Annotated in this window: 20 protein-coding genes and 1 pseudogene; 9 read left to right on the forward strand and 12 right to left on the reverse strand. The window is 69.2% G+C overall.

Features of this window, described 5'->3' with window-relative positions; genetic code table 11:
• The 3 genes from LFM09_RS08285 (at nt 1) to LFM09_RS08295 (ending at nt 2,523) form a co-directional block, all read left to right on the forward strand.
• The gene (locus LFM09_RS08285; RefSeq protein ID WP_414095718.1) at nt 1–507 is read left to right on the forward strand and encodes a hypothetical protein; all 507 of its coding nucleotides are present in this window, start codon (nt 1–3) and stop codon (nt 505–507) included.
• Nucleotides 504–1,130: a response regulator gene (locus tag LFM09_RS08290; protein WP_414095719.1), complete on the forward strand. Its 627-nt coding sequence runs from the start codon at nt 504–506 to the stop codon at nt 1,128–1,130. Before LFM09_RS08285 ends, LFM09_RS08290 begins: the two co-directional genes overlap by 4 nt.
• Before the next feature lie 205 nt (nt 1,131–1,335).
• On the forward strand, nt 1,336–2,523 hold the full coding sequence (locus LFM09_RS08295) for a glycosyltransferase 87 family protein (protein ID WP_414095720.1): 1,188 nt from the start codon (nt 1,336–1,338) through the stop codon (nt 2,521–2,523).
• A 187-nt stretch (nt 2,524–2,710) separates the two neighbouring features.
• Here LFM09_RS08295 and LFM09_RS08300 read toward each other — a convergent pair whose 3' ends face one another.
• Complete coding sequence (locus LFM09_RS08300) at nt 2,711–3,895, reverse strand: S8/S53 family peptidase (RefSeq protein WP_414095721.1); 1,185 nt, start codon at nt 3,893–3,895, stop codon at nt 2,711–2,713.
• Nucleotides 3,896–3,991: 96 nt separating this feature from the next.
• Here LFM09_RS08300 and LFM09_RS08305 point away from each other — a divergent pair, with 96 nt between their 5' ends.
• Entirely contained in the window at nt 3,992–6,493 is a 2,502-nt protein-coding gene (locus tag LFM09_RS08305) for a CHAT domain-containing protein (protein WP_414095722.1), read from the forward strand.
• 108 nt (nt 6,494–6,601) lie between these two features.
• Nucleotides 6,602–7,795: a hypothetical protein gene (locus LFM09_RS08310; RefSeq protein WP_414095723.1), complete on the forward strand. Its 1,194-nt coding sequence runs from the start codon at nt 6,602–6,604 to the stop codon at nt 7,793–7,795.
• Between the two features lie 4 nt (nt 7,796–7,799).
• On the opposite strand, the gene LFM09_RS08315 is transcribed toward LFM09_RS08310, so the two are convergent.
• The 3 genes from LFM09_RS08315 to LFM09_RS08325 are packed head-to-tail and all read right to left on the reverse strand — an operon-like array spanning nt 7,800 to nt 9,611.
• Nucleotides 7,800–8,531: a hypothetical protein gene (locus LFM09_RS08315; RefSeq protein ID WP_414095724.1), complete on the reverse strand. Its 732-nt coding sequence runs from the start codon at nt 8,529–8,531 to the stop codon at nt 7,800–7,802.
• 14 nt (nt 8,532–8,545) lie between these two features.
• Entirely contained in the window at nt 8,546–8,893 is a 348-nt protein-coding gene (locus tag LFM09_RS08320; protein ID WP_414095725.1) for a hypothetical protein, read from the reverse strand.
• Between the two features lies 1 nt (nt 8,894).
• The gene (locus LFM09_RS08325) at nt 8,895–9,611 is read right to left on the reverse strand and encodes a hypothetical protein (protein ID WP_414095726.1); all 717 of its coding nucleotides are present in this window, start codon (nt 9,609–9,611) and stop codon (nt 8,895–8,897) included.
• 159 nt (nt 9,612–9,770) lie between these two features.
• Here LFM09_RS08325 and LFM09_RS08330 point away from each other — a divergent pair, with 159 nt between their 5' ends.
• Nucleotides 9,771–10,637: an SDR family NAD(P)-dependent oxidoreductase gene (locus LFM09_RS08330; RefSeq protein WP_414095727.1), complete on the forward strand. Its 867-nt coding sequence runs from the start codon at nt 9,771–9,773 to the stop codon at nt 10,635–10,637.
• Here LFM09_RS08330 and LFM09_RS08335 read toward each other — a convergent pair.
• From LFM09_RS08335 to LFM09_RS08350, 4 genes and pseudogenes are all read right to left on the reverse strand, one after another.
• Entirely contained in the window at nt 10,634–11,023 is a 390-nt protein-coding gene (locus tag LFM09_RS08335) for a carbohydrate-binding protein (RefSeq protein WP_414095978.1), read from the reverse strand. The genes LFM09_RS08330 and LFM09_RS08335 overlap by 4 nt on opposite strands.
• Nucleotides 11,024–11,047: 24 nt before the next feature.
• Nucleotides 11,048–12,853 (reverse strand): annotated as a pseudogene (locus LFM09_RS08340) (glycoside hydrolase family 3 protein); the annotation flags it as partial.
• A 134-nt stretch (nt 12,854–12,987) separates the two neighbouring features.
• Nucleotides 12,988–13,533, reverse strand: a complete 546-nt coding sequence (locus LFM09_RS08345; RefSeq protein WP_414095728.1) for an SMI1/KNR4 family protein — start codon at nt 13,531–13,533, stop codon at nt 12,988–12,990.
• Complete coding sequence (locus LFM09_RS08350; RefSeq protein WP_414095729.1) at nt 13,520–14,170, reverse strand: TetR/AcrR family transcriptional regulator; 651 nt, start codon at nt 14,168–14,170, stop codon at nt 13,520–13,522. The genes LFM09_RS08345 and LFM09_RS08350 overlap by 14 nt, the downstream gene beginning before the upstream one ends.
• Nucleotides 14,171–14,225: 55 nt before the next feature.
• Between LFM09_RS08350 and LFM09_RS08355 the strand changes: the two genes are divergently transcribed.
• Nucleotides 14,226–14,603, forward strand: a complete 378-nt coding sequence (locus tag LFM09_RS08355) for a nitroreductase family deazaflavin-dependent oxidoreductase (RefSeq protein ID WP_414095730.1) — start codon at nt 14,226–14,228, stop codon at nt 14,601–14,603.
• 11 nt (nt 14,604–14,614) lie between these two features.
• On the opposite strand, the gene LFM09_RS08360 is transcribed toward LFM09_RS08355, so the two are convergent.
• Complete coding sequence (locus LFM09_RS08360; RefSeq protein ID WP_414095731.1) at nt 14,615–15,211, reverse strand: hypothetical protein; 597 nt, start codon at nt 15,209–15,211, stop codon at nt 14,615–14,617.
• A 133-nt stretch (nt 15,212–15,344) separates the two neighbouring features.
• Between LFM09_RS08360 and LFM09_RS08365 the strand changes: the two genes are divergently transcribed.
• Together LFM09_RS08365 and LFM09_RS08370 are read left to right on the forward strand one after the other, a co-directional pair.
• Nucleotides 15,345–17,237, forward strand: coding sequence for an ATP-binding protein (locus LFM09_RS08365; protein WP_414095732.1), 1,893 nt, complete (start codon nt 15,345–15,347; stop codon nt 17,235–17,237).
• On the forward strand, nt 17,225–17,866 hold the full coding sequence (locus LFM09_RS08370) for a LuxR C-terminal-related transcriptional regulator (protein WP_414095733.1): 642 nt from the start codon (nt 17,225–17,227) through the stop codon (nt 17,864–17,866). Before LFM09_RS08365 ends, LFM09_RS08370 begins: the two co-directional genes overlap by 13 nt.
• Here LFM09_RS08370 and LFM09_RS08375 read toward each other — a convergent pair.
• From LFM09_RS08375 to LFM09_RS08385, 3 genes are read right to left on the reverse strand one after another with little or no spacing between them, the layout of a single operon-like run.
• Complete coding sequence (locus LFM09_RS08375; RefSeq protein ID WP_414095734.1) at nt 17,863–20,709, reverse strand: ATP-binding protein; 2,847 nt, start codon at nt 20,707–20,709, stop codon at nt 17,863–17,865. The two genes, LFM09_RS08370 and LFM09_RS08375, sit on opposite strands and share 4 nt — an antisense overlap.
• A 58-nt stretch (nt 20,710–20,767) precedes the next feature.
• Nucleotides 20,768–20,974 (reverse strand): hypothetical protein, encoded by a 207-nt coding sequence (locus LFM09_RS08380; protein WP_414095735.1) that lies wholly within the window; start codon nt 20,972–20,974, stop codon nt 20,768–20,770.
• Nucleotides 20,975–21,030: 56 nt separating this feature from the next.
• Entirely contained in the window at nt 21,031–22,935 is a 1,905-nt protein-coding gene (locus tag LFM09_RS08385; RefSeq protein ID WP_414095736.1) for a DUF4135 domain-containing protein, read from the reverse strand.
• Nucleotides 22,936–23,360: the final 425 nt, after the last annotated feature.

A 23,360-nucleotide genomic window follows, 5' to 3' on the forward strand; every position in this document is an offset into this window, starting at 1 on the left:
ATGGCCGTCCGGCTCGGCCGGAAGGCGGAAGCCGCCCAGCTGGCCGGGTTCGTACGATGCCCCGCTGTGCGGGAACATCGCAGGTGGTCGCAGGTCGGTTTGATGCTCGTGGCGGTGGCGTGCCTGGTCGTAGTCCTGATCACCGGCCTGCAGAGCGGGTTTCAGCGGGCGTTCGGACTGGGCGGCGGTTTCGGTGTCGCCGCGCCGACGGTTCTCCAGCACCCGTTGGCGTGGGCCGCTGAGGGCGCGGGGTCGATGCTGCGGACGCAGGACAGGTCGCGGGCGGCGTTGGCGGCCGCGACGAGCGATCTCACCGCCGACCTGCACGCGCTGGCCGAGAAGTCCGGGTCGCCGGTGCGCACGAGCATCCGGCCCGCGCACTCCGGTGGGTTCGGGCCGGTGGGCATGCGGGAGCGGGTGAGTGAGCTGGGCGGGCGGTTCTTCGCGGGCGCCACGGGGGAGGGCTGGCTGGTCACGGCCGGGCTGCCGCTGGAGGTGCGGGTGTGATCACCGTGCTCGTCGCGGAGGACCAGGACATGGTCCGGGCCGGGTTCCGGTTGATTCTTGAGGCACAGCCGGACATCTCCGTGGTTGCCGACGTGGCGGACGGGCTCACCGCGGTCCAGCGGGCGCGCGAACTCGTGCCGGACGTGTGCCTGGTCGACGTTCGGATGCCGGGGTTGGACGGCTTGGAGGTCACCCGGCAACTCGCGCCGCACACGCGCGTTGTCGTGGTGACGACGTTCGACAGCGACGAGGTGTTGAACAACGCGCTGGACCTTGGCGCGTGCGGGTTCCTCACCAAGGACGCGAGTCCTGGTCTGCTGGCCGAGGCGGTGCGGTCGGCCGCACGGGGTGACGTTCTGGTGTCGCCGCAGGTGGTTTTGCGCGTGTTGCGGCGTTCGGTGCCGCCGGTCGCGAACGGTGACGCCGAGATGCTGACCCCGCGGGAGCTGGACGTCGTGCGACAGGTCTCGCAGGGGCTCAGCAACGGTGAGATCGCGGGGGCGTTGGAGGTCTCGGTGTCGTCCGTGAAGGCGTATCTGGCTTCCGTGCAGGCCAAGATCGGTGCGCGCAACCGCGTCGAGATCGTCGCGTGGGCGTTCCGTGCCCACGTGGTGGCCGGTTGACCTCGGCCGAACGGCTGACCCGGTTCCGGTCGGCGGCTGAACGGCCATGATCTTCCGACCCTCGGGCTGATCCGGAAGTACCCCGTTCACCAGCAGTATCGTCCACATCGGACTGGTGGACGAAAGGGCGATCGGTGCTGGATCAGGTGGGGTGGCCGCTCGCGGCGGGTGTGCTGGCCGTTGAACGACGCACGGCGGTGGTGCGATGAACGCCCTCGTGACGCGGTTCGATCTTCGGCGCGTCTGGGTCGTGGTCACGGCCGGGGTGCTGATCTGGGTGTGCGTGCGCGGCTTCCACCCCGGCGTCCTGGACCTGCGGGTCTACCTCGCGGGTGGCGAGGCGTGGCGGTCCGGTGTGGACCTTTACGGCGCGGACTTCCACGCCCCCATCGGGTTGAAGTTCACCTACCCGCCGTTCGCGGCGATGTTGTTCAGCGGCCTCTCGCCACTGCCGTTGCCGTTGGTCGCCGTGCTGTTCACCGCAGCCGGCATCGCGCTGTTCACAGCCGCGTGTCACCTGGCGGCACGTGGAAGCACTGTGCCGTGGGCGGGTTTCGGCCTGGCCGCGCTGTGCCTGGTCCTCGAACCACTGCGCGCCGGCCTCAACCTCGGCCAGATCAACATGATCCTGATCGGTCTCGTGGCGGCGGACTGCCTGCTGCCGCGCACGCCGTGGCCGCGCGGAATGCTCGTCGGCCTCGCCGCCGCGATCAAGCTGACGCCGGCGATCTTCGTGCTGTTCTTCCTGGCGCGTAAGCGATGGAGGCCCGCGTTGACCGCCGTCGGCACCTTCGCCGGTGCCGGTGCGGTCGGCTGGGCGCTGGCGCCGAGCCAGTCGAAGCAGTTCTGGTTCCACGCGATGTTCGATCCGGAACGCGTCGGCGGTCTCGCCTACACCGCCAACCAGTCGTTGCGCGGACTGCTGTTCCGGCTGGGCGCGCCGGAGTCCGTGTGGATGGTGCTCTGCCTGATCGTGCTGGCCATGACCGTCTTCGCGTTGCCGAGGCTGCGGGACGACCTCACCGCGGTGCTGGCGGTCGCGGCGGCGGGGTTGCTGATCTCACCGGTGTCCTGGTCGCACCACTGGGCGTGGATCGCACTCGCGCTGGTGGTGCTGCGAGGCCGGGTGCGGATCGCGGTCGCGGTGGTGTTCTTGGTCGGCCCGCAGTGGTTGATGCCCACCGACAAGGACAAGGAGCTCGCGTGGACGTGGTGGCAGCACCTGATCGGCAACACCTACACGTGGCTCGCGCTGGCGTTCCTGGTCTGGTGCGTGCTTCATCGCTCGCCGGGGGAGCCCGGCGAGCCAGGTGGACCGGCCTATTTGCGAACCGGTTCCGGGAGCTTGTTGAGCAGCGCGCGGGCCTTCCGCAGGATGTCGGCCTCCTCGTGACCGAAATCCGAGAGGTAGTGGCGCACGGCGTGCCGGAGGAGGACGAGCTCCTCGTCGGTCAGCTCCAGGGCGGTGGTACCCATGCCTCCATGTTAGGCCTGGTCAGTCTGTACGGCTTGGTGCTCGCGGTGTGGGCCTGGAGGCGCGGCCCCGACACCGTGCCTCCAGTCCCGCAGTGGCAGCGGCGTCAGGACTTGCCCAGCTGCCACGAGAACACCTGCGCGGTGCCCGCCTGTTGCAAGTCTTTCAGCGCCTGCGCGGCGGTCCGGCCGGTGGCCATCCCGGCCGCGATCTTGCCGCCGAGGTACGCGGCGGCACACGACGTGCCCCTCCACCGGGCGTAGCCCGCGGGGAAGTCGATCGTGCGGGAGGGCATCTTCATCGCGACCTTCTCGGCCTTGAGGTACGTGCTGAGGAACGCCTCGGGTTCGGACTCGGCGATGGTGGTGGTGACCCACGGCAGGTCCGGGCTGTACTCGGCTTCGTTCACGCTGACCGCGACGACGCCGGGTAGTGCGGCGGGCCAGGTCGCCGACCTCCTGGTGATCTGGCTTTCCGGCGCCATGCCGGGCACGGCGCCGTGGTTGCCGGCGGCCGCGACGATCATGATGTGCGGGCTGAGCCGCTCGATCGCCCTGCGCAGGACCAGCGGCGGCTGGCCGTCGTAGGTGCGGCATCCGCTCGCGAGCACGATCAGGCTGACCCGCTCGGAGTCTTCGAGGAACTCGGCGAGCTTCTTCACGAAATCCCAGGCGGAGGCCTTGCCGTCGGAGTCGAGCGCGTGTCGTGCGACGAGGGTGGCCCTGGGTGCCTGCCGGAGGATCAGCCCGGCGGCGAACACGCCGTGGCCCTCCTCGAAGTTGAACTGCAGCTTGTTGGCGGGCTTGGTGAATCGTTCGTGATCGGGCGTGCGGAGGTCGACGCTCTTGAGGTGCTCGTGGTCGTAGATCTTGGTGTCGAGCAGGCCGATCCGCACGCCGGCGCCGGCGTCGCCCTGGAAGATCGACTCGGTCTGCTCGACGTGGTCGGGGTCCCAGAAGCTCATGCTCTGGGTCTGCGGGTAGGCGCCGAACTGGCTGGTCATCTTCCGGTTCTTGCCCAGGAAGGGCGTCCAGCCACCGCACCGCCCGGCGAACCGGGCCCGCAGCTCACCGAGCACTGGGCCGACGTCGGCGACCGGGCTCCCGAACGCGCCGAGCTCGCGGTGCTCGAGCGTGAGCAGGGCGAGGTCGAACGCGGGGACGGGGTCGGTCTTCGTGATCCCGATGTTGAGCTCCGCCAGCCCCTGCTTCACCATGTCGAGCTGGGTCGTGTCCACCACCAGCTCGCCGGGTTCGGACGTTGTGGGGCACAAGCCCTCGTCTGTGGTCATGTCAGCCTCTCCTGCGTGAGATTCCGCTGAACCGATGCCCGCGCCCCCGCCGGTGATACCTGGCGCAGATGGTTGTCGCCGTGCACATTGGTCATCATGTTGGAGGGGGCCGCGTTACACGCGGCGCGCGAAGCGATGCGCCTGGCCGACGTCGACCCGGCCCGCGCGATCCCTGCGGCCGCTGCCGTGGCGCGGGAGGCTCGCGGTGAAGCAGCCGCACTCGCGGAGCAGGCCTGGGGGCACGCACTGGCCCAATGCGGCCAGATCGACGAGGCCGTCACGCACCTGCGGCGCGCGGTCCGGCTGGGGTCCGGCGCCGCGGCGGCCGAAAGCCGGATGAAGCTCGCGTACGCCTTGGTGCAACGTGGCCGTGCGGCTTCGGCCCTGCGCGAGGTGGACCGGGCGATTCCGGTGCTCGGCGCACGCGCTCGGGCCCAGCGAGCGGTGATCCTCTACCACCTGGGCCGGCTCGACGAGGCCTTCCAGGACTACCAGTCCGCCGAGCGCTCGCTGCGCCGCGGCACCGACCGGTTGTCGCTGCAGCGAGTGCTCATGAACCGCGGCATCCTGCAGGCCGAACGGCACAACTTCGCCGCAGCCGTCCGCGACCTGCAGGAGGCTGACGGCATCGCCCGCGCGCAGGGCCGTGACCTGGTGGTCGGGATCATCGCCGAGAACCTCGGCTTCGCGGAGAGCCAGCGCGGCGACGTGCCGGCCGCCCTGGCTCACCTGGACCGCGCCGAGGAGATCATCTCCCGCAACGGCGGCCAGCTCGCCCCGGTGCTGGAGGACCGCGCTTCGCTGCTGTTGTCGGTCGGGTTGGTCGGTGAAGCCCTCGACCACGCCTCACAGGCTCTCGCGGCGTACCGCCGCGAGAAGCGCTCGCTGGCGGTTCCGCAGGCCCGGCTCATGCTGGCCGACGCGTCCTTGCTCGCCGCCGACTGGACCGCTGCCGCTTCGCACGCCCGTGCCGCCTTGCGCCAGTTCGTGCGGCAGGGACGTGATCACCACGCCGCTCAGGCCCGCGCTGTGGTGGTGCGTGCCGCGTTGAGCTCCGGGGCGCCGTGCCGGGTCCGGGATGCCGATCTGGATCTCATGGTGACTCTGCTGCACGGCCGTCCCGCCGCGGTTCAAGCCCATCTGGACCTGGCCGCCGTGGCTCAGCGCCGAAGACAGCCCGCGCGTGCTGTCGCCTTCCTGGAGCTGGCCAGCCGCGCTCGGTCACGCGGCCCGGCCTCGTTGCGGGCTCGTGGCTGGTACGCCGAGGCCCTGCTGCGTTCTCACACGGGCTCGGGTTCCGCTCTTGCCGCTGTTCGCCGCGGTCTGCGGATTCTCGACGAGAACCACGCTTCTTTCGTCGCCAGCGACCTCCGCGCTCACGCCGCCACCCATCGCGCCGACCTCGCCTCCCTGGGCCTGCGCATCGCTTTGGATTCGGGTCGGCCGGCGGACGTCTTCGAGTGGGCCGAGCGTGGGCGTTGCCTGCTGCACCGTCCCGTGCGCCCGCCGGACGATCCGGAGCTCGCCGCTTTGTTGCCGCAGCTGCGTTCCACCGCACTGGAGCTCTCCGGCGCCTCCGGTGCGGCTGTCGCGCGCCTCGAACACCGCCTGGTGGACCTGGAACGGCAGATCAAGAACCGCAGCCGTCAGCTCCGCGGTGTGGCCGGCGATCCGGCCTCACCCGTCCGGCCTTCGTCGTTGGATCTCGGCGACCGGATGCTGGTCGAGTTCATCGAGGTCGACGGGTCGTTGCTCGCGCTCTCGGTTGCCGACGGCCGTCTGTCGCTGCGGACCGTTGGCTCGGTGCGTTCTGTCGCTGCATTGCTGGAACGCGTGCCGTTCGCTCTGCGCCACCTGGCTCGTCGTCCGCGCCCGGACGTCCTCGCGTTCCTGCGTTCGACGGCTGCTCAGCTGGACGCTCTGCTGCTGCCTGACTGTGATCGCCCGCTGGTCGTCGTGCCGACGGGCGTGCTGCACGACGTGCCGTGGTCTGTTTTGCCTTCGTGCGCCGGAAAACCGGTCGTCGTCTCACCTTCCGCGACTTTGTGGCACGCCGCCGCGACTCGGGTTTCTCGACCTCGGACGTTCGCGGCGTTGAGCGGTCCCGGGCTTCCTGGTGCTCTTGAGGAGGCCCAGGCCGTGGCGGAGATCCACGACATCACCAGTCCGCCGGACGCGACGGTCGACGACGTGCTGAAGGCGTTGGCCACGGCGAGCACCGTTCATCTCGCCGCGCACGGCAAGCTCAACCCGGACAACCCGTTGTTCTCCGCGCTGGCTTTGCACGACGGTCCGTTGGTCGTTTACGACGTGCAGCGGCTCGAACAGGTGCCGGAGACCGTGATCATGGCCGCGTGCGATGTGGGGCGGTCGGTTGTGGTGTCTGGTAACGAACTCCTGGGGCTCGCCGCGACGTTTCTCGAACGTGGCGTGTCCCAGTTGATCGCCTCCGTTGTGCCGGTGCCGGACGCGGAGACCAAGGAGCTGATGATCGCTCTGCATCGGCGGTTGCGGGGCGGCCTGTCGCCTGCCGAGGCGTTGGCCGAGGCCCAGCAGTCACTCGATCGGCCTAACGGGTTCGTGTGCGTCGGCGCATGACGAATTGGCAACGTTCTGAGTAGCCGGTAACCGCGCGGGATATCGCTGCGATTCCCAGGTCACACCTGAGCTGCAGGCTTGCTTGGCCGCACGACAGGAGGCCTCACCATGGCTGCTCCACAATGGATCACGAATGCAGCGAATTGGCTGCGGGAGCTACTCTCCCCACCTCCTGCTGCCGATCCGGCCCCGCGCAGTGACCTGTCGAAGGCGTCCACCTTCGTGGCGGCGGGATTCGCCGGCCTGACGGCAATTCTGGCCTTCTTCGGGATCAAGGATGGTACCCTGGATCGCATTATTCAGGCGGAACCTGCGCAGGGCTTGTACGTCTTCTGTTTGATCGGTCTCGGTCTCTTGTGTGGAATCCTTGCGGCCTTCTTGCCCGAGAAGACCAAGGAAGACACGGTCCGGCCGATGAAGGCGTTTTGGCTTGTGGTCGCAATAGGCGTGTTGGGCTTCTTCACGTTGTGGATATTGACCGACCTGGGTGTCAAGGATGCCCGTGCAGCCATCCAGGACCTTGTTGTTGCTCTCGTTGTGGGTGGTGTTGTACTGGCGTTGGTATGCGCGGACAAAGGATGGGAGATCCCTTTGATCGCAGCGATTCTGTGCTTTGGTGTGGCGGCGACCTCGATGGGTTTGTACGGAGTCACGAAGATCGCGGTGATGTCGAAGGGGCCGGATGTCCGGCCGCAGGTCGGGATCGAGGTTCACAACGGTGATGCGCCGAAGGTGACGCTCAAGGTGAAGGCGGCGCGGAGAGGCGATGACAAGCTGCGGCTCACGCTCGTCGGTACCAGGGTGGACGACCATAGAGTCGAGATTGGCAGTGTTGTGCTCACGCCCGATGGGGCGGGAGCTATCGATGAGACCGTGACATTTCCAGCGACCGCAACTGGATGGGAGAAGCTCGTTGTGGAGCAATGCGACATCACGAGAGATTCAACGTGCTCCCAGTTCCAAGAGGTGGCCAGGTTGGCGCTCGGTAGCAAGTCTGAGCAGGCACGGGTGAGCGGCGCGATCGCACACACCGAGGTGGACGGCGTGCACAAACAGACTCTGCGCGCCTACGCCGTTCCCGCCGGGTCGCAGCTGGAGGTGTCGGCGGTTCGCGAACGGCAAGGTGAGTCCGGGCCGGTGCAACATGCGATGGTTGAGCCTGCCGACGACGGCACGGTCACGTGGACCAGCAGCCTGGTCGGTTGCCAGGCCGGTGACAAGCTGACGCTCCACTACCGAGTTTGCCCCGAGGGCAAGTGCGCAGGTGAGTCGATGCCGATCGCCTCCTACGTGGTTCCGTGACGGCTCAGCCGCTGACCGCCTGCGGCCACCGTCCGCCCGGCAGCTTCATGTCGCTCATGATGCTCGCGAGCTTCTGGGTGTCGGCGAACGCGTCCACCATCCGCTTGCCGATCTGCACCATCGCCGTCAGCTGCTTTCCGGTCAGGTCACCGATCGCGTCCGCGAGGTCCTTCACGGCGAGCGGCAGCGTGAACACCGCGACTCCCTCGATCGAGGCCTTGACGAGGGCGTTCAAGAAGTCGACCGCCATCGTGGCCAGTGAGGTCATGTAGTCGACGTTGCGCTGGGCGATGGTCGTCAGCCAGTTGCTGGCCTCCAGCGCCTTGGCCGCGACGACCGCGATCGCGTCGTTCTGCGCGGAGGCTTTGTCCTGGTAGGCGGAGGAGGCCTTGCCCTCCCACTCGTAGGCGAGGTGGCTCTCGGACTTGAGGTACGCGAGGTTCTGCATGGGGGTCTGCACGTGGTGGACCCAGTTGAACGACTGCACCAGCAGCGACACGACCGGTGTGTAGTGCTCCAGGGCGGTGGTGACGAGTTGCACCAGCTTCTTCAGCGCGGTCTTGATCCGCTGCAGTTCGTGGTGCATGAACAGAACCGCGCCGGGGCCCAGCAACGGCCCCCAGCCGGTGACGTGGTCGACCGCGGCGTTGAACTTCTCGACGCTCTCGCGGAGGTTCTTCTCGAGGCCGTCGAAGGCGCGGTCCAGTTTGCGGTTGAGTTCCTGGGACCTGGTCATGCGGGGCTGCACTCCTACCGGTGGTAGAACTTGTCGAGGTCGAGCTTGGTCGTGTCCTCGGTCCTGTCGTACTCGTCCGCGATCTTGCGCAGCGTCGTGTCGATCTGACCGAACTCGGTGTGCGCGCCCCGCACGAGTTGTTCCATGAAGGCGCGGAAGTCCTCGTACACCTCGGCTTGCGACTCGGCGTTCACGATCCCGAGCACGCTGAAGTCGGCCACGGCGAAGGCGTGCTCCGTCAGCCCGGCGCCCTGTACCGCTCGCACGACGGGTTCGGTCTTGTCCGCGCGCTGGCGCCACGTCACGGCCTCGGCCCGCAGCATCCGGGTGACGACCTTGAACTCACGCTTGTCGGTGCTCATCTCAGTCCCTGTCGTCGAACACGTTGACCGCCGAGAAGTAGTCGTCGTCCGTCTCGTCACCGCCGCCGCGCGGTCGTGCGGGAGTCGGCCGTTCCCCGGTCGCGATCCCGAGGCCGGCCCGGACGAACATCTGCTGGATCTCCTGGGACAGCACGGTTTCCGACGGGTTGCGCAGCACGTGCGGATCGGCGGTGATCGCGATCGGGGCGCCGGCCCGCAGGCGCGTGGTGAGGTAGCCGAGGGGGCTGCGGATCTCCGTGATCGCCTGGTGCGGAGCCGTCGGCTGAGCGCGGCGGACGGCGTCGCGCACGTCGTCCACGGCGTTGAGCCGCGCCTCGGCCTTGGCCGTCCACTCGTCGAACGACATGTCCGCGGGATCGTCGTACGTGGCGGCAAGCGGGCTTGGCGGGCCTGCCTGAGGACGAGCGAGCTCGACCGTGAACGCACGTTGGATCGCTGTCACATAAGTGTTGTAGAGCGCCGCAGTGAACGCTTCCGGCCGGATGTGCTCGATCCAGTGCGACCGGATCCGCACGTTGACGACCATCCTGGCCCTGTTGGCCGTCACGACGATGAACCCGCTGGGGTCGCTCGCCTCGTAGGTCTCGGCAGGCTGCAGCTCCACGCCGCCGACGCGGGTCAGTTCGGCTGCGCGGGCGCGTGTGCGCGGGTTGTCGAGTGAGTCGAGCGAGGCGATCTCGAGGTTGGCGAGCGGCACAAGCGGACGTTAGCCAGGGACCGCGGGGTGAGGTGCTCGCAAGTGGACGGATGTTCCGCTGGGCGGTCCGCCAAGAACGCGGGGTAGTGGTACCAGCGGTTCGGCCCCTTCCGTCAAAGTGGATGTACTATCCGGTTGACGACACCGTGGAGGCGTGCCTTGAGCTGGACTCATGACCGGATCCCCGACCAGACCGGGCGGACCGCCGTGGTCACGGGCGGCGGCAGCGGGCTCGGCCTCGTCGTCGCGACCGAGCTGGCCAGGCGTGGTGCGAGGGTGATCATCGCGGTCCGCGACACCGTGAAGGCCGAGCGGGCCGGGCTCGACGCCGAGGTGCGCAGGCTGGACCTCATGGACCTCGACTCCGTGCGAGCCTTCGCCGCCGGCATCGACGAGGTGGACCTGCTGGTCAACAACGCTGGGGTGGCGGGGCAGCCGTTCAGGTTGAGCCCGCAGGGGCACGAGAGCCACTTCGCGACCAACCACCTCGGGCACTTCGTGCTCACCGGGTTGTTGCTGCCGCTGCTGGCCAAGGGGGACGAGCCGCGCGTCGTGACGGTGTCGTCGTACATGTACCGGTACGGGAAGTTCGGCGACAGGAGCAAGCGGTACTCCCACACCCGTGCGTACGCCGACTCGAAGTTGGCGAACGTCCTTTTCGGACTGGAACTGCAGCGGCGGCTCGGAGCTGAGGGTTCGCCGGTGCGGAGTTTCCTCGCGCATCCCGGCATGGCCAGGACTCCCATGCAGGGCAAGAACAGTTCGCGGTTGCAGGCGGTGCTGGGGACGGCCGTGACGCGGATCGCCGGGCGGTCCGCGGAGGAAGGCGCGCTGCCGTTGCTGTACGCCGCCACCGGAGAAGACGCACCGCCGGCGACCATGATCGGGCCGGGTCGCCGGGGTGCGCCGACAGCGGAGAAGTTGCGTCCTGTTGCGACAGACGCCCACGCACTGGAGTTGTGGGAGCTGTCGGAGAGGTTCGCTGAACGGGGCTCCCGCCCGGAACCCCGTTCAGCGAACGATTAGCGGGCGAACTGGAACCAGTTCACGTTCGCCAGGTCGCCACCCGTGCCGCCGGTCGCCACCAGGTACAGCCGGTGCACGCCGGTGGCGCCACTGGCCGCGGCGGTCCGGCTCGTCCACGTCTGCCACCCGCCGGTGCTCGCCGCGGAAACCGATGCGACCAGGGGGCCCGTTGGGCTGTCGAGTCGGTACTGCAACGTGCCGCCCGCGGACGACCCGGACGCGATGCGGGTGGTCACCGAGGTCGGGGGAGTGGCGCCGAAGTCGACGTCCGCGTAGGCCACGTAGTCGCCCGGTGTCAGGTAGCCGACGTTCTGGCCGCAGCCCGAGTCGGTGCACCGCTCGACCTGCGTGCCGCGCTGTTCGTCGTAGTACGAGGCGCCGATGATGCCGTAGGCGTTCTGGGTGGCCGGGAACTGTGCGCCGAAGCCGTAGGCGAACAGCGGGGCCTTGCCGTCGCCTACGTTGATCGGTTGCTGGCCGGCGTTCTGCATCCAGGTGAACGGGAGTGTGCCGGTCGGCTTGTGGTCGCCGAACAGGACGTCCGCCACGCCGTTGCCCTCGGTGCCCGGCAGCCAGGCGGCTACCAGGGCGTGCCACTGCGGCAGTTGGGCGGCGATGTCCAGCGGGCGGCCGGAGACGAGCACCACGACGACCGGGACTCCGGACGCGCGCAGGGTGTTCAGCGTCGCCAGGTCCTCGCTGTCGAGGCCCATCGAACCTGGCCGGTCTCCGCCGCCTTCGACGTAGGGGGTCTCGCCGATCACCGCGATCGCGGCCTGGTAGGTGCCGTCGATGCCGGTGCCGTTGCGGTTGTAGGTCACCGTGCTGGTCGGGGCGGCGGCGCGGATGCCTTGCAGGACAGTGGTTCCCGGCGTCACCGGGCCGCTGCCGCCGCCCCACGAGATGGTCCAGCCGCCGCTCTGGTAGCCGATGTTGTCGGCGCTCTTGCCGGCCACGAACAGCTTCGAAGCGGTCTTCGGCAACGGCAGCACGCCGTTCTGGTTCTTCAGCAGCACCTGCGACTTGCGCACGGCCTCACGCGCCAGGGCCCGGTGCGCCGCGTTGCCGACGGTGGGGGTGTAGGAGCGGTCGGTCAGCGGCTTCTCGAACAGGCCCAGCTCGAACTTCTTGGTCAGGATGCGCCGGTTCGCGTCGTCGATGCGCGACATCGGGACGCGGCCCGCCTGCACCTCGGCCTTGAGCAGCGTGATGAACGAGCGCCACTCGGTCGGGACCATGATCATGTCCAGGCCGGCGTTGATCGACGCGCGGACCTCGGCGGCGGTGAAGCCCGGCTGGCCGTCGATCTGGTCGATGGCGTTCCAGTCGGAGACGACCAGGCCGCTGAAGCCCAGCTCGTTCTTCAGCACGTCGGTGATCAGGTACCTGTGGCCGTGCAGCTTCGTGCCGTTCCAGCTGCTGTAGGTGATCATCACCGAACCGACGCCGCGGGCGATCGCCTCGCGGAACGGTGGCAGGTGGGTCGCCCGGAGCTCGGCCTCGCTCACCTGCGTGTTGCCCTGGTCGTCGCCGTCGGTCGTGCCGCCGTCGCCGATGTAGTGCTTGGCGGTGGCCAGAACCGAGCCGGGGTCGGACAGGCGAGTGCCCTGCAGGCCGGTGACCATCGTGGTCATCGCCGTCGCGTTCTCCGGCGTCTCACCGAACGACTCGTAGGTGCGGCCCCAGCGGTCGTTCCGCGCGACGCACAGGCACGGCGCGAAGTCCCAGTCGATGCCGGTGCCCGACACCTCTTCCGCGGTCGCGCGCCCGATCCGTTGCACCAGAGAAGGATCACGGGTCGCACCGAGGCCGATGTTGTGCGGGAAGATCGTCGCGCCGACCACGTTGTTGTGGCCGTGCACGGCATCCACGCCGTAGATCATCGGGATGCCCAGCGGGGTGGCGAGAGCCGCGCGCTGGAAGTTGTCGTACATGTTCGCCCACGAACCGGCGTTGTTGGGCGACGGCGCGGAACCACCGCCGGACAGCAGTGAGCCGATCCGGAAGTTCGTCAGGTCGGCGTTCGAGACCGCGTTGCGCTCGGCCTGCGTCATCTGCCCGACCTTCTCGTCGAGCGACATCCGACCTAGCAGGTCGGCCACGCGTGCGGGAATCGGCTGCGTCGGGTCCTTGTAGATCGGGTCGGCCGCGGCGGCGGTGCCGGTCGGGACGACGGCGGCGGCCAGGAGAATCGCGACCGCGAGGTGCTTTCTCATGGGGGTTCAGACCTCCGGGGGACGAGGTCCTGTTCACCTTGGGGCACAACAGGTTGCGCGAGCGTAACCCGGGCTTCACCAAGTGGTATAGACCATCGGGGAACCGGAACGAGGACCGGTTCCCCGAACGCGCTCTAGCGGCACCAGGACTGGACGGTCTCCGTGAAGTCCGGGAACTCGGCGCGCGCCGCCGCCAGCACCTCGGCGGGCGTGCGCGGTTCGACACCGGAGTACTTCTCCGCGACGGCGCGAAGTTCGTCGTGCTGCACCCCGCTGTCGGACTCGAACTCGACGGCCTCCTGCGGCCCGACACCGCCGGCCAGCAGCCACAGGAACTCACCCAGGTTCGTCGCCACCATCCCGACCTCGCCCTCGGACCCGAAGAACGCCACCGGTTGCGAAACGAGCGGCTGGCCCGGACGGACCAGCCAGAGCGCCGCAAGGCCACCGGTGCCGTCCTGCCCGAAGATCCGGAACGCGTCGCCGCCGAGCTCCTTGTTGCCGGTCCAGCTCCTGATCCAGGACGTGGTCTCCTCGGCGGAGTCGAACTCCTGGTAGGGCTCGTAGTCGATGTTGCCGGGGTTCGGTTCCTCGGTCTTCTCGTCGTAGTCCCAGGGGAACTCGATGCCGCTGAGAGCGGCCAGCGCGGCGGGGAAGGCGCGGTCGTCAGTCATCTCCACGCGCGCACGCTACAGACCGGCGATCTTCCAATGCGTCCAGGATCAGGTCGAGGCCGAAGCGGAAGTCGTCCGCGGGGGAGTAGCCGGCCTTCTGGGTGTGCTCGGCGACTTCCTTCAGATGTGGCAACGCGTCCGCGTGCTCGGCGATCTCGCCGGCCATCTGCTGCATGTCGTCGGCAGGCAGGCTCGCCTCCTGAAGCACGAACCCGTAGATGTAACTGTCGATGAGCGACACGGCGTGCACGGCCAGCGCCACAGAGAACCCCGCCTGCCGCAACACGCCGAGAACGGCGTTGTGGTGCCGCAACGTCGCCGGGCCCGGGTTGCGCCTGGAGTCCATGAGCCCGAGCGCCCAGCTGTGGTGCGACAACACCTCCCGTGCGGCGCCGGCCCGCGCCCGGATCGCGTCACGCCAGTCGGCGCACCCGGCAGGGGGCAGGTCGATCAACACGAACACCGCGTCCACCACGCCGTCGAGGATCGCGTCCTTGTTCGGCACGTGGTGGTAGAGCGACATCGCTTCGACGTTCAGCTCCTGCGCCACCCGGCGCATCGAGATCGCCTCGACGCCGCCGCGGTCCGCGACCCGGATCGCCGCCGCCAGCACCCGGTCCCTGCTGAGTGATTCCCGCGCCACGTTGACAACCTTACAGTCGTAAGTCAGCCTTACGGGTGTAAGGGAGGAGATCGACATGCCGATGCCGAGATGGTTGGGCCACGTCAACAAGCGGGTGTTCAACCCGTGGGCGATCAAGAACGACAAGTATCCGGTGCTCACCCACGTGGGCCGCAGCTCCGGCACGACCTACCGGACGCCGATGGACGCGCATCCGGTCGAGGGCGGCTACCTGTTCATCCTGGTCTACGGATCGAGGTCGGACTGGGTGCGCAACGTGCTGGCGGCCGGGAAGGCGCGGCTGTGGGTCGACGGGGAGAACGTGGACCTGACCGCGCCCAGGGTCGTCGGTGAGGAGGAAGCGTTCCAGGCTTTGGCCGACGATGTGAAGCGGCCGCCGAAGTCCTTGCGCATCAAGGAGTTCCTGCGCATGGACCTGGCGGCCGTGGGGTAGGCCGACGTGCTTCAGGCCGCGATCCGGGCCGTGGTGGCCGGGACGGGAGTGCGCATCGCCACGCCCAGCAGCAGCATGCACAGGCCGTAGACACCCACACCGACGGTGAGTCCACCGGTGGCGGCGAGCCCGACCAGAACGGTCGTCCAGACACCGGCCGCCAGCGGGACGTACCGGCGCCAGCCCTGCCACACCCCGGCGCGCAACGTCGTCACGCCCGCCATCAGGAATCCGACCCCGATCAGGAGGGTGCCCAGGCCGAACAACGCACCGACGAGCGACGGACCGGTGGCGTCGAGGGCCTCCGCGCGGAACGGGATCGACGCCAGTTCGGCGACCAGGAGCACACCCGTGCCGATGACCGCCAGCGCGCCACCGGTGCGGGCGACCCGGCTGGTCCCCGCCGCGCCGCTGCTGGCGAACCCGAACACGCCGACGAGAACCAGAGCGTGGAGCACGGCGTAGACCGCACAGACCAGGACGAAGGTGTCGCTGGGCCACGGACAGCTCCACTGCGTGTCCGGGACGGACGGTTGGACGGCGAACTGCACGAGCGCCGCGGACAACAGGGTCGCGGCGCCTCCGGCGATTGCACTCAACGCGTACACGGCGGCCTCCCTTTCGGTTTGGATGCCAGGAAGCGTGCGGCTCGACGCACCCGCCGGTCATCGGCGCGACCACCACACCCGATGCAGTGCTAGCACTGTGGTCGGACCCGTCAGGTGCTGCGACGATGAGCCGGTGCCGACGCTGGTGTTCGCGCTGACCGTGGTCGCGGAACTGGGTGCGATCGCCCTCGGGTGGGGCCTCGAACCCCACTTCGACACGGTCATGTACGCGATCCAGACGACCGTGATGGCCGGTGCCGGGGCGTTGATCGCCCGGCGCAGCGTCATCGGCCGGCTCTTCCTGGGGTTCGCGTTGCTCAACGCGATCGCGGCCGACCTCTTCCAGGCGTGGGCACTGCGCGACCTGCCCGGCGGGCCCTACCTGGAGTGGATCAGCTGGAACAGCTGGCTGCCCAGCGGTTACGGCTGGATCCTCGTCTTCGTGCTCTTCCCGGACGGTCACGCGGGCCGCTGGCGTCCGGTGCTGTGGGTGGGCGCCGTGGGCACGGTGGTGGCGCTGGTCGGCTGGTCGCTCAGCCCGGGCCTGGGCCGCAGCTTCTCCGACGGTCGCAATCCGATGGCCGTGGAGAGCCTGCCCACCGACGCGCTGATCACCGTGGGGATGACGCTGTTCCTGGGCGCCCTGGCCGCGTCGGTGGTCTCGCTGGTGGTGCGGTTCCGCAGATCTGAGGGTGCGCGGCGCCAACAGCTGAAGTGGTTCGTGTTCGCGGCCGCGCTCGCGGGCGTGGGGCTGCCGCTGTCCTTCGCGCTCTGGTACGTCACTCCGGCCGCCGGGGTGATCGCCGCGGTGGTGCTGATGGGCCTGGCCGTCGCCGCGTGCCTGGCGATCCTGCGCTACCGGTTGTTCGACGTCGACGTCGTGATCAGCCGGACGATCAGCTACGGCGTGCTGACCGTGTTGCTGGTCGCCGCCTACGCCGTGACGGTCGTGCTGGTCGGCACCGCGTTCAGCCGCGGTTCGTCGTGGGCCACGGCGGCCGCGACGCTGGTGGCGGCACTGGCGTTCCGGCCGTTGCGGGAACGGGTGCAGGACGTCGTCGACCGGCGGTTCAACCGGGCGCGCTACGACGCTCGAAGGCGGATGGTGGACTTCCTGGAGGCCCTGCGTGCGGGCCGGGCCGTACCGGAGGACGTCCTCGGCGTGCTGCGCGAGGTGCTGGCCGACCCGGAGCTGGACCTGCTCGTGTACCTGCCGGAGAGCAAGGAGCACGTGGACCTCGACGGGGTGGCGCGGAATGTGAGCGGGCCGCGGGTGGTGGTCGAGCGGGACGGTCAGCCGCTCGGCGTGGTCGTCCACTCGACGCCACAGGCCGCCCTGGTGCGCGAGGTCGTGGAGGCCGCCGGGCTCGCGGTCGAGATCGCCAGGCTCCGGGTCGAACTGCGCCGGCAGCTCGCCGAGGTGCGGGCGTCCCGGGCGCGCATCGTCGCCGCGGGGGACGCCGAACGCCGTCGCGTTCAACGGGATCTGCACGACGGCGCCCAGCAACGGCTGGTGGCGATCGGGCTGGGGTTGCGGCACGCCCAGCACGTGCTCACCGCGGGCACGCCGCAGGAGGCCGGGCAGACGATCGACGAGGCCGTCTCGGAACTGGCGGTCGCGATCGGGGAACTCCGCGCGCTGGCTCGTGGTCTGCAGCTGGACGGTGGGCTCAGGCCCGCGTTCGACGACCTGGCTCGTCGCACCCCGCTGCGCGTCGAGGTGCGGGCACCGGCCGAGCGGTTCGCGGAGAACGTGGAGGCCGCCGCCTACTTCGTGGGCTGCGAGGCGTTGACCAACGCCGTCAAGCACGCTCGCGCCACGACCGTCGGGCTCACCGTCACCCATCGCGGCGGAAATCTCGTCGTCACCGTGACCGACGACGGCATCGGCGGGGCGGCACCGGCCGAGGGCAGCGGTCTGACCGGTCTCGCCGATCGCGTTGCCGCACTGGGAGGAACCTTGCGCGTCGACAGCCGGCCGGGTTCCGGCACGACCATCACCGCGGAGGTGCCGTGCGAGTCGTGATCGCCGAGGATCAGGCGTTGTTGCGCGAGGGTCTGGCCCGTCTGTTCGCGGACGGCGGCCACGAGGTCGTCGCCACCCTCGGCGACGCGATCGGGCTCGCCTCCGCGGTGTCGGCGTTCAGGCCGGACCTCGTCGTCGTGGACATCAGGATGCCGCCGACGTTCACCGACGAGGGCGCCCGCGCGGCCCGGTCCTTGAAGCAGTCGCATCCTGATCTCGGTGTTCTGGTGCTGTCCCAGCACGTCGAGACGACCCACGTGGCGGAGCTGATCACCGAGGGCGGGTTCGGCTACCTGCTCAAGGACCGCGTACTGGACGTCGCGGACTTTCTCGCCGCCGCGACCAGGGTGGCCCGCGGTGGTTCGGCGCTGGACCCGCAGGTCGTCGCCGGTCTGCTCGGGCGCGGCACAGACGGCCCGCTAGCGCGGCTGTCCGAGCGGGAACGGACCGTGCTCGAGCACATGGCACAGGGGCTCACGAACACGGGCATCGCGAAACGGTTGCAGCTCAGCGAACGCACGATCGAGGCGCACGTGCGGCACCTGCTGGTGAAGCTCGACCTGCCGTCCGATGAGGACGGTCATCGCCGGGTGCTGGCGGTGCTGGCCCTTCTGGACGCGACGCGTTAGTCCTGTTCGGTGGCGAGCTTGCCCAGCGCCAGGCGGTTGGTCAGGCCGGTCTTCGTGATCAGGCTCGACACGTGCTTCTCGACCGTGCGACGGGAAACGTGCAGCTGGGCAGCGATCTCGTTGTTGGCGAGCCGGGAGCCGAGGAGCCTGAGCACCTCGTACTCGCGCACGGTCACGCCGGCCAGTCGCAGCTCGTCCGGCACCTCGTCGGCGCCGGAGCGGCGCTGGGTGATCCGCACGCCCATCTGCCGCAACTGGGCGCGGCACGCTCCGGCCACCGCAGGGATGCCGGCGTCGTGGAAGTAGTGCTCGGCGGCGCGCAGCCACGTCTCCGGATCGCCCCAGCCGTCCCGCGCGGCTGCCTCGCCGACGAGGCGCAGGCCCAGGTTGCGGGCCATCGGGTAGAGCGCTCCCACGTCGGCGCTCTCCTCGACCAGGGTGTCGTCCCCGGTCAGCACGGCCGAGGCCAGCAGGGCGAAGTGGTGGTCCCAGCGCAGTCCCGCGGCCGGGTCCGCGACGGTCTCGTCGTACTCGGCCTGGGTCAGGTCACCGTCGACTGCTCGCAGCAGCAACGAAAGCCCGAGCCTGCCGGTCAGGTGGAACGTCGTGGGGGTGGCGCGTTCCGCGGCCAGCGCCGTAGCGAGGTCCGCGCGCGCCCGAGGTCTGTCCTCCTCCAGCAATGCGCAGAACGTCGCCGCCAGACCGTGCAGCCGCGCGGTGTGCTGCTCGCCGCCTGGTTCGTTGAGCACCGACCAGGCGTCGGTCAGTGCCGCGCGGTCACCGCCATGTCCAGCCAGCACGGCCTTGAGCACCGCCATGAACTGGCTGATCTCCTGCAGCCCCAGCCGAATCGCTGCGGAGGAGACCTCGGCGACCAACGCCTGGGCGGCGGCGAAGTCGGCGCGCAGCACCAGCTGCAGGCCGATGTTGACCTCCGACTGGTAGCGGGCGATCACCGCGCCGATCCGGGAGGCAAGATCGCGTGCCTGCTCCAACCGGCCGATGTCGCCGGTGCGCAGCGCGTCGTCCAAACCGAGGCGCACCAACGCGTGGATCTCCCAGATCGGCAGGTCGTGCGCGATCGCGAAAGCGCGACTGCGTTCCAGGTAGGCCGTTGCTCGCGCTGGATCGCGGCGCCGCATCAAGGCCCCGAGCAGTTGCCACGCCTGGCAGGCGACGACGGGCAGCGGCACCCGTTCGGCCACGGTCGCCGCCCGCAGCGCGATCTCCTCGGCGCGTTCCAGGCTGCCGGGCTCGGCGCGGTCCAGTTCCAGATGCGCCGCAACGACATCGATCGGCGCGGAGTGCTCGGCGGGTGCGTCATCGCCGAGCAACGCCCGTGCGATCTCCACCTGTGCCAGGCCGTCGGACGTGCGGCCGGCGAGGTTCGCCGCCCACGCCAGCTGGGTGTGCAGGCGGGCTCGGTGCGGACGGTCGAGCCCCGAGCTGTCGAAGCTCATCGCCAGCGCCCGGTCCACCTGCCCGGCCTCGGTCAGCGCGAGGAGCTGGGCTTCCAGGGCTTCGAAGCGTTGCACGGGGTCGTGCACCAGCTCCAGCGACCGGTCCAGCAACGTGACCGCGGACTGCGCGGCTCCCTGCGCCAACGCCCGTCGCCCGGCTTCCGCGTACAGGGAACCGGCTTCGGCGGTCTGCCCGGCCGCTTCTCTGAGAGTTGCGCACAGGTGGCACCAGTCGCCCGGCACACCGGGATAGCGCTTCTCGACGGCGTCAGCCGCCCGTCGTGCGAGATCCGACTGAACTTCTTCCGGGATGAGGGTGAGCACCGCGTCCGCGACCAGCGCGTGCGTGAAGAGGTACCAGTCGGGCGTGTGGTCGTCGGGCCCGATCAGGTGCGCCACGGGCTCGCTCTGCAGGTAGCGCAGCAGCGTCCGGTAGTCGAGCCCGGTGACCTCGCGAGCGATCGTCAGCGGGAACCTCAGGCCGATCACCGCCGCGACCGACACGAACTCGCGGGCCTGCTCGCTCAGCCTGCCGAACCTGCCCGCGACGCTCTGCACGAGAGCAGATGGCGGCAGACCGGCATCGGCCATCTGCCAGGTGTCGCCGGACCGCACGAGCTGGCCGTCCGAGACGATCTCGTCGAGCAGTTCTTCCACGTACAACGGTAATCCGCCGCTGCCCGCCCACAGCAGATCCAGCGCCGGCACGGGCAAAGTGCCTTCCAGGCAGGTGTTCGCGAGCGCGGAAACCTGTTGCTGGCGCAATCTGCGAAGCTCGATCAACGTCGCCGAGTCGCGTTTGCTGGTGGCGCGGGCGAACTCCAGCGCCGCGCTGTCCTCGTCGCGCATGGTCGCGAGCAGCAACGTGGGCTGGTGCGCGATGTTGTCGATCACGTACTCGAGCACCGCCAGGGTGTCCGGGTCGGCGTACTGCAGGTCGTCGATCACGACTGCGCATCCGCCGTTGCGCCCCACCAGTTCCATCAACCGGAGCACACCCTCGGCCAGGACGATCAGCGAGCTGCTCGACGGGTCGTCGGACGTCGTGCCCCAGTCGGGGTTGAGGCGGGCGAGCGCGGGCCGGTACGGGCCCAGCGCGTCGATGTCGACGGTGGTGCCGAGACGTTGCAAGGACAACAACGCCTCGCTCAGGCAGCGGAACGGGATCGTGCGGCTCATCGCGCTGCCGCGGCCGCGCATGATGCTCATCCCGTTCTGGTAGGCGAGGTCCGTCGCGGCGGAGGCGAGCCGGGACTTGCCGATCCCGGCCTCGCCGGTCAGGAACACCACCTGACCCCGCCCCGTGGCGACTTTCGCCAACGTCGTCCTGATCAGTTCCAGCTCATGGTCACGACCGACGACGACTGGTGCACGCAATGCCACGCGCACATGAGATCACGAGTTGCGACAAACGTGATGCTCAGTCGGATAACGGATCTTTCTAGACCGGGTCAGGACGGCAACAGGTGGAACCCGGCGTCCCGGTCACGACCGAGTCGAGCGCGACGTCGACGCTGGGTGCGGCGATGGCGGGCGCTGCGGCGATCGCGCTGGCCGAGAGGACGACGCCGGTCAGCGCGGCGATCCGCAGGCCGATCTTCTTCGTGGTGGCCGCGGCGGACTTGTCGTTGGTCTCGGGCAATCTCATTTGTTTCTCCAGGTGATGTAACGGTTCTTCGGTATTTCCCGGCGTGGCCGGGAAGTTCAGGGTTGGAACCGCAGGACGGACGGCGTGCGGTCCGGGAAACCCAGCCGCAGCAAGCCGATTCCGATTCCTGCCAGCCCGGTGAGGAGGCCTGGCGTGGGCACGCTGTCCGGCGTGACGCAGCGGGGTCCGTCGCGGCGCAACGTCGCGAGCACCTCACCCGTACGGCGGTGTCGTTGTGCGGCGTTCCAGCCGTCGACGGACACGTCCGCATGGCCGAGTTCTCCGTGGCACAACGAGAGGTCGTCGTCCGTCCATTCGGAAGCGTCGTGCTGGCACCACTGCGCCGGGCCGGTGTTCTCCTCGGCGTACCGGTCGGCCAGGTCGAGCGCGTCCGAACAGCCGATCGTCGCGTGGAGCGCTCTCATGGCAGCGGCGAGGCCGTGTTCCGGTTCGTGCTGTGCGGCTTCGGCGGCGAGCGGCACGGTCGCGCGGGCCCAGCGGGCGACCTCGTCGTCGTCGAGCAGCTTGGCGATCCTGGCCAGTGCGTAACCGATGCCGGCGAACCCGGTCAGTCCGCCGCAGCCGACCGCCGCGATCAGATCGGGGTTGGCGCGCAGGCCCGTGAGGAGGTCCGGGATCGCGCTCAGGGCGCGCCGTGCGACGTCGGTGTACCGGCAGACCTCGCTGATCTCGCCGAGCTGGGCGAGGAAGAGCGCCACGCCGGTGTAGCCGTGCGCGAGACCCGCGCCCATCGGCAGCACCAGCCAGTTGGCGTCGCCGACCGGTTCGAGGCCGATCCAGTTCATCCGCTCACAGCCGAAGCTGGCCGTGACGATCCGGTCGGCCACCGCACACGCGGCCGACAGCACCTCGTCCGTGCCGGTGGCGTGCTGCTGCACCTGACCGGGGCCGGTGCCGGTGAGCGCCACCCGGCGGCTGGCCAGCGACGCGGCGATCACCCACTCCTGGTCGGCGCGGTCGAAGTCGTCGAACTTGGCCAGGTGGGTGAGCGCGTCGTCGAGTCCCGAGGTCGTGAGCACGTCCGGCAGATCTCCCTTTGCCGAACGGAGATCACGACCGTTCGCCGCTGCCGTGAACAGCGGGATGTCGCCCTCGGCCAGTTCGGCTGCTTCGAGCTCGGCGAGTCCCGGGATGTGCGACTGCGGTGTGGTGCCGGGGTTCTTCAGGAACTCGGCGTACTGCCACGTCGGTCGCGGCACGATCCGCACCTGGATGTCCGCGCACTTCGCCAGCACCTCGGCGAATTCCTCGCGGTGGTGGGAGATCGCGTCGTAGGCCTGCCGGAACCCGGTGAGCACGTCGTCCGCGTGGTCGGCGACCTCGACCGGTTCGCCTTGCCACGTGGGGAGGTTCTGGGCGCCGGAGATGTCCTCGAGCCCGTGCCGTCCGGCGACCGCGGGCAGGATGCCGGTGCGTGCGACCGAACGGCCCAGCGCGATGGCGGCGGGATCAGGCCGTTCGCCCGGCAGCTGCGCCTGGAACAGCGTTTCCACGTCGATGAGCAACGGCTGGTCTGCGCGGGCGATCACGTTCTCGTGGTGCATGTCGGTGGCGCGCAACAAGTGCAGCACCGCGAGCAGCCCGCCGAGCCGTTCGAAGTACCGAGTGGCGTCCTTCGTCGGCAGTTCGGCGGGTTCGACGTGCTCGGTCCAGCCGTGTTCGTCCGCCTTGAGCGCCTTCACCGTGGTGAGGCCGAGGCCGGTCAGGTCGTTCACGAGCTCGACGACGTGGTTGAACGCCAGGTGGGCGTCGACGCCGCGCGGCTTGTAGACCACGCGCTGCCCGTCGGCCAGCTCCAGGATGCTCGTGGCCTCTTTTTGGTGACGGTCACCGACGGGCTTCACGGCGGTGAGCGCGGCTGTTCCGCGGAGGAGCGTGCCGGCGAGGAGGTCCTGGTCGGCGGCGTACCGCGCGCCCACGTCGTGACCGGTGATCTCCATGACCTGAACGTTGTCACGGCGTCAGCGGCGGGTCATGGGTGTAGAACACCACCATTGGTGTCCGCGTACGTACGCACCCCTACGCATCCTGCCGCACCTCGCTCGCGTCGCGCTTGAGCTCCTTCGTGCCACAACCCCGCGTTGAGGGCCGCGGAGCTGCGGCTTTCGAATGGTGGTGGCCTGCACGGATGAGTTTCGCGCCGCCGGACGGGAGATTTCTCTCGGGCCGCAACACGGTGGCCCGGAACAACCTGGAGGTGCATTCACATGGAGAAGATCGTGGACGCGAACGACCTGCTGACCATGGGCTTCGAGGACGACGCGCTGCTGATGGAGGACAACTCCCTCTGCACGCTGTGCTCCTGGACCCAGAGCCAGCACTGACCGGTTCACCGGTGATGCCGTGGGGCGCCTCGCGCGGCCCA

The organism is Lentzea alba (genome assembly GCF_047445655.1).
Classification (GTDB): domain Bacteria; phylum Actinomycetota; class Actinomycetes; order Mycobacteriales; family Pseudonocardiaceae; genus Lentzea; species Lentzea alba_A.

Bases quoted from the DNA above. Each gene is read 5' to 3' on its own strand.
- LFM09_RS08285 (WP_414095718.1), top strand. From the start codon at position 1: ATGGCCGTCCGGCTCGGCCGGAAGGCGGAAGCCGCCCAGCTGGCCGGG.
- LFM09_RS08295 (WP_414095720.1), top strand. From the start codon at position 1,336: ATGAACGCCCTCGTGACGCGGTTCGATCTTCGGCGCGTCTGGGTCGTG.
- LFM09_RS08300 (WP_414095721.1), bottom strand. From the start codon at position 3,895: ATGACCACAGACGAGGGCTTGTGCCCCACAACGTCCGAACCCGGCGAG.
- LFM09_RS08305 (WP_414095722.1), top strand. From the start codon at position 3,992: ATGTTGGAGGGGGCCGCGTTACACGCGGCGCGCGAAGCGATGCGCCTG.
- LFM09_RS08310 (WP_414095723.1), top strand. From the start codon at position 6,602: ATGGCTGCTCCACAATGGATCACGAATGCAGCGAATTGGCTGCGGGAG.
- LFM09_RS08315 (WP_414095724.1), bottom strand. From the start codon at position 8,531: ATGACCAGGTCCCAGGAACTCAACCGCAAACTGGACCGCGCCTTCGAC.
- LFM09_RS08320 (WP_414095725.1), bottom strand. From the start codon at position 8,893: ATGAGCACCGACAAGCGTGAGTTCAAGGTCGTCACCCGGATGCTGCGG.
- LFM09_RS08355 (WP_414095730.1), top strand. From the start codon at position 14,226: ATGCCGATGCCGAGATGGTTGGGCCACGTCAACAAGCGGGTGTTCAAC.
- LFM09_RS08380 (WP_414095735.1), bottom strand. From the start codon at position 20,974: ATGAGATTGCCCGAGACCAACGACAAGTCCGCCGCGGCCACCACGAAG.
- LFM09_RS08385 (WP_414095736.1), bottom strand. From the start codon at position 22,935: ATGGAGATCACCGGTCACGACGTGGGCGCGCGGTACGCCGCCGACCAG.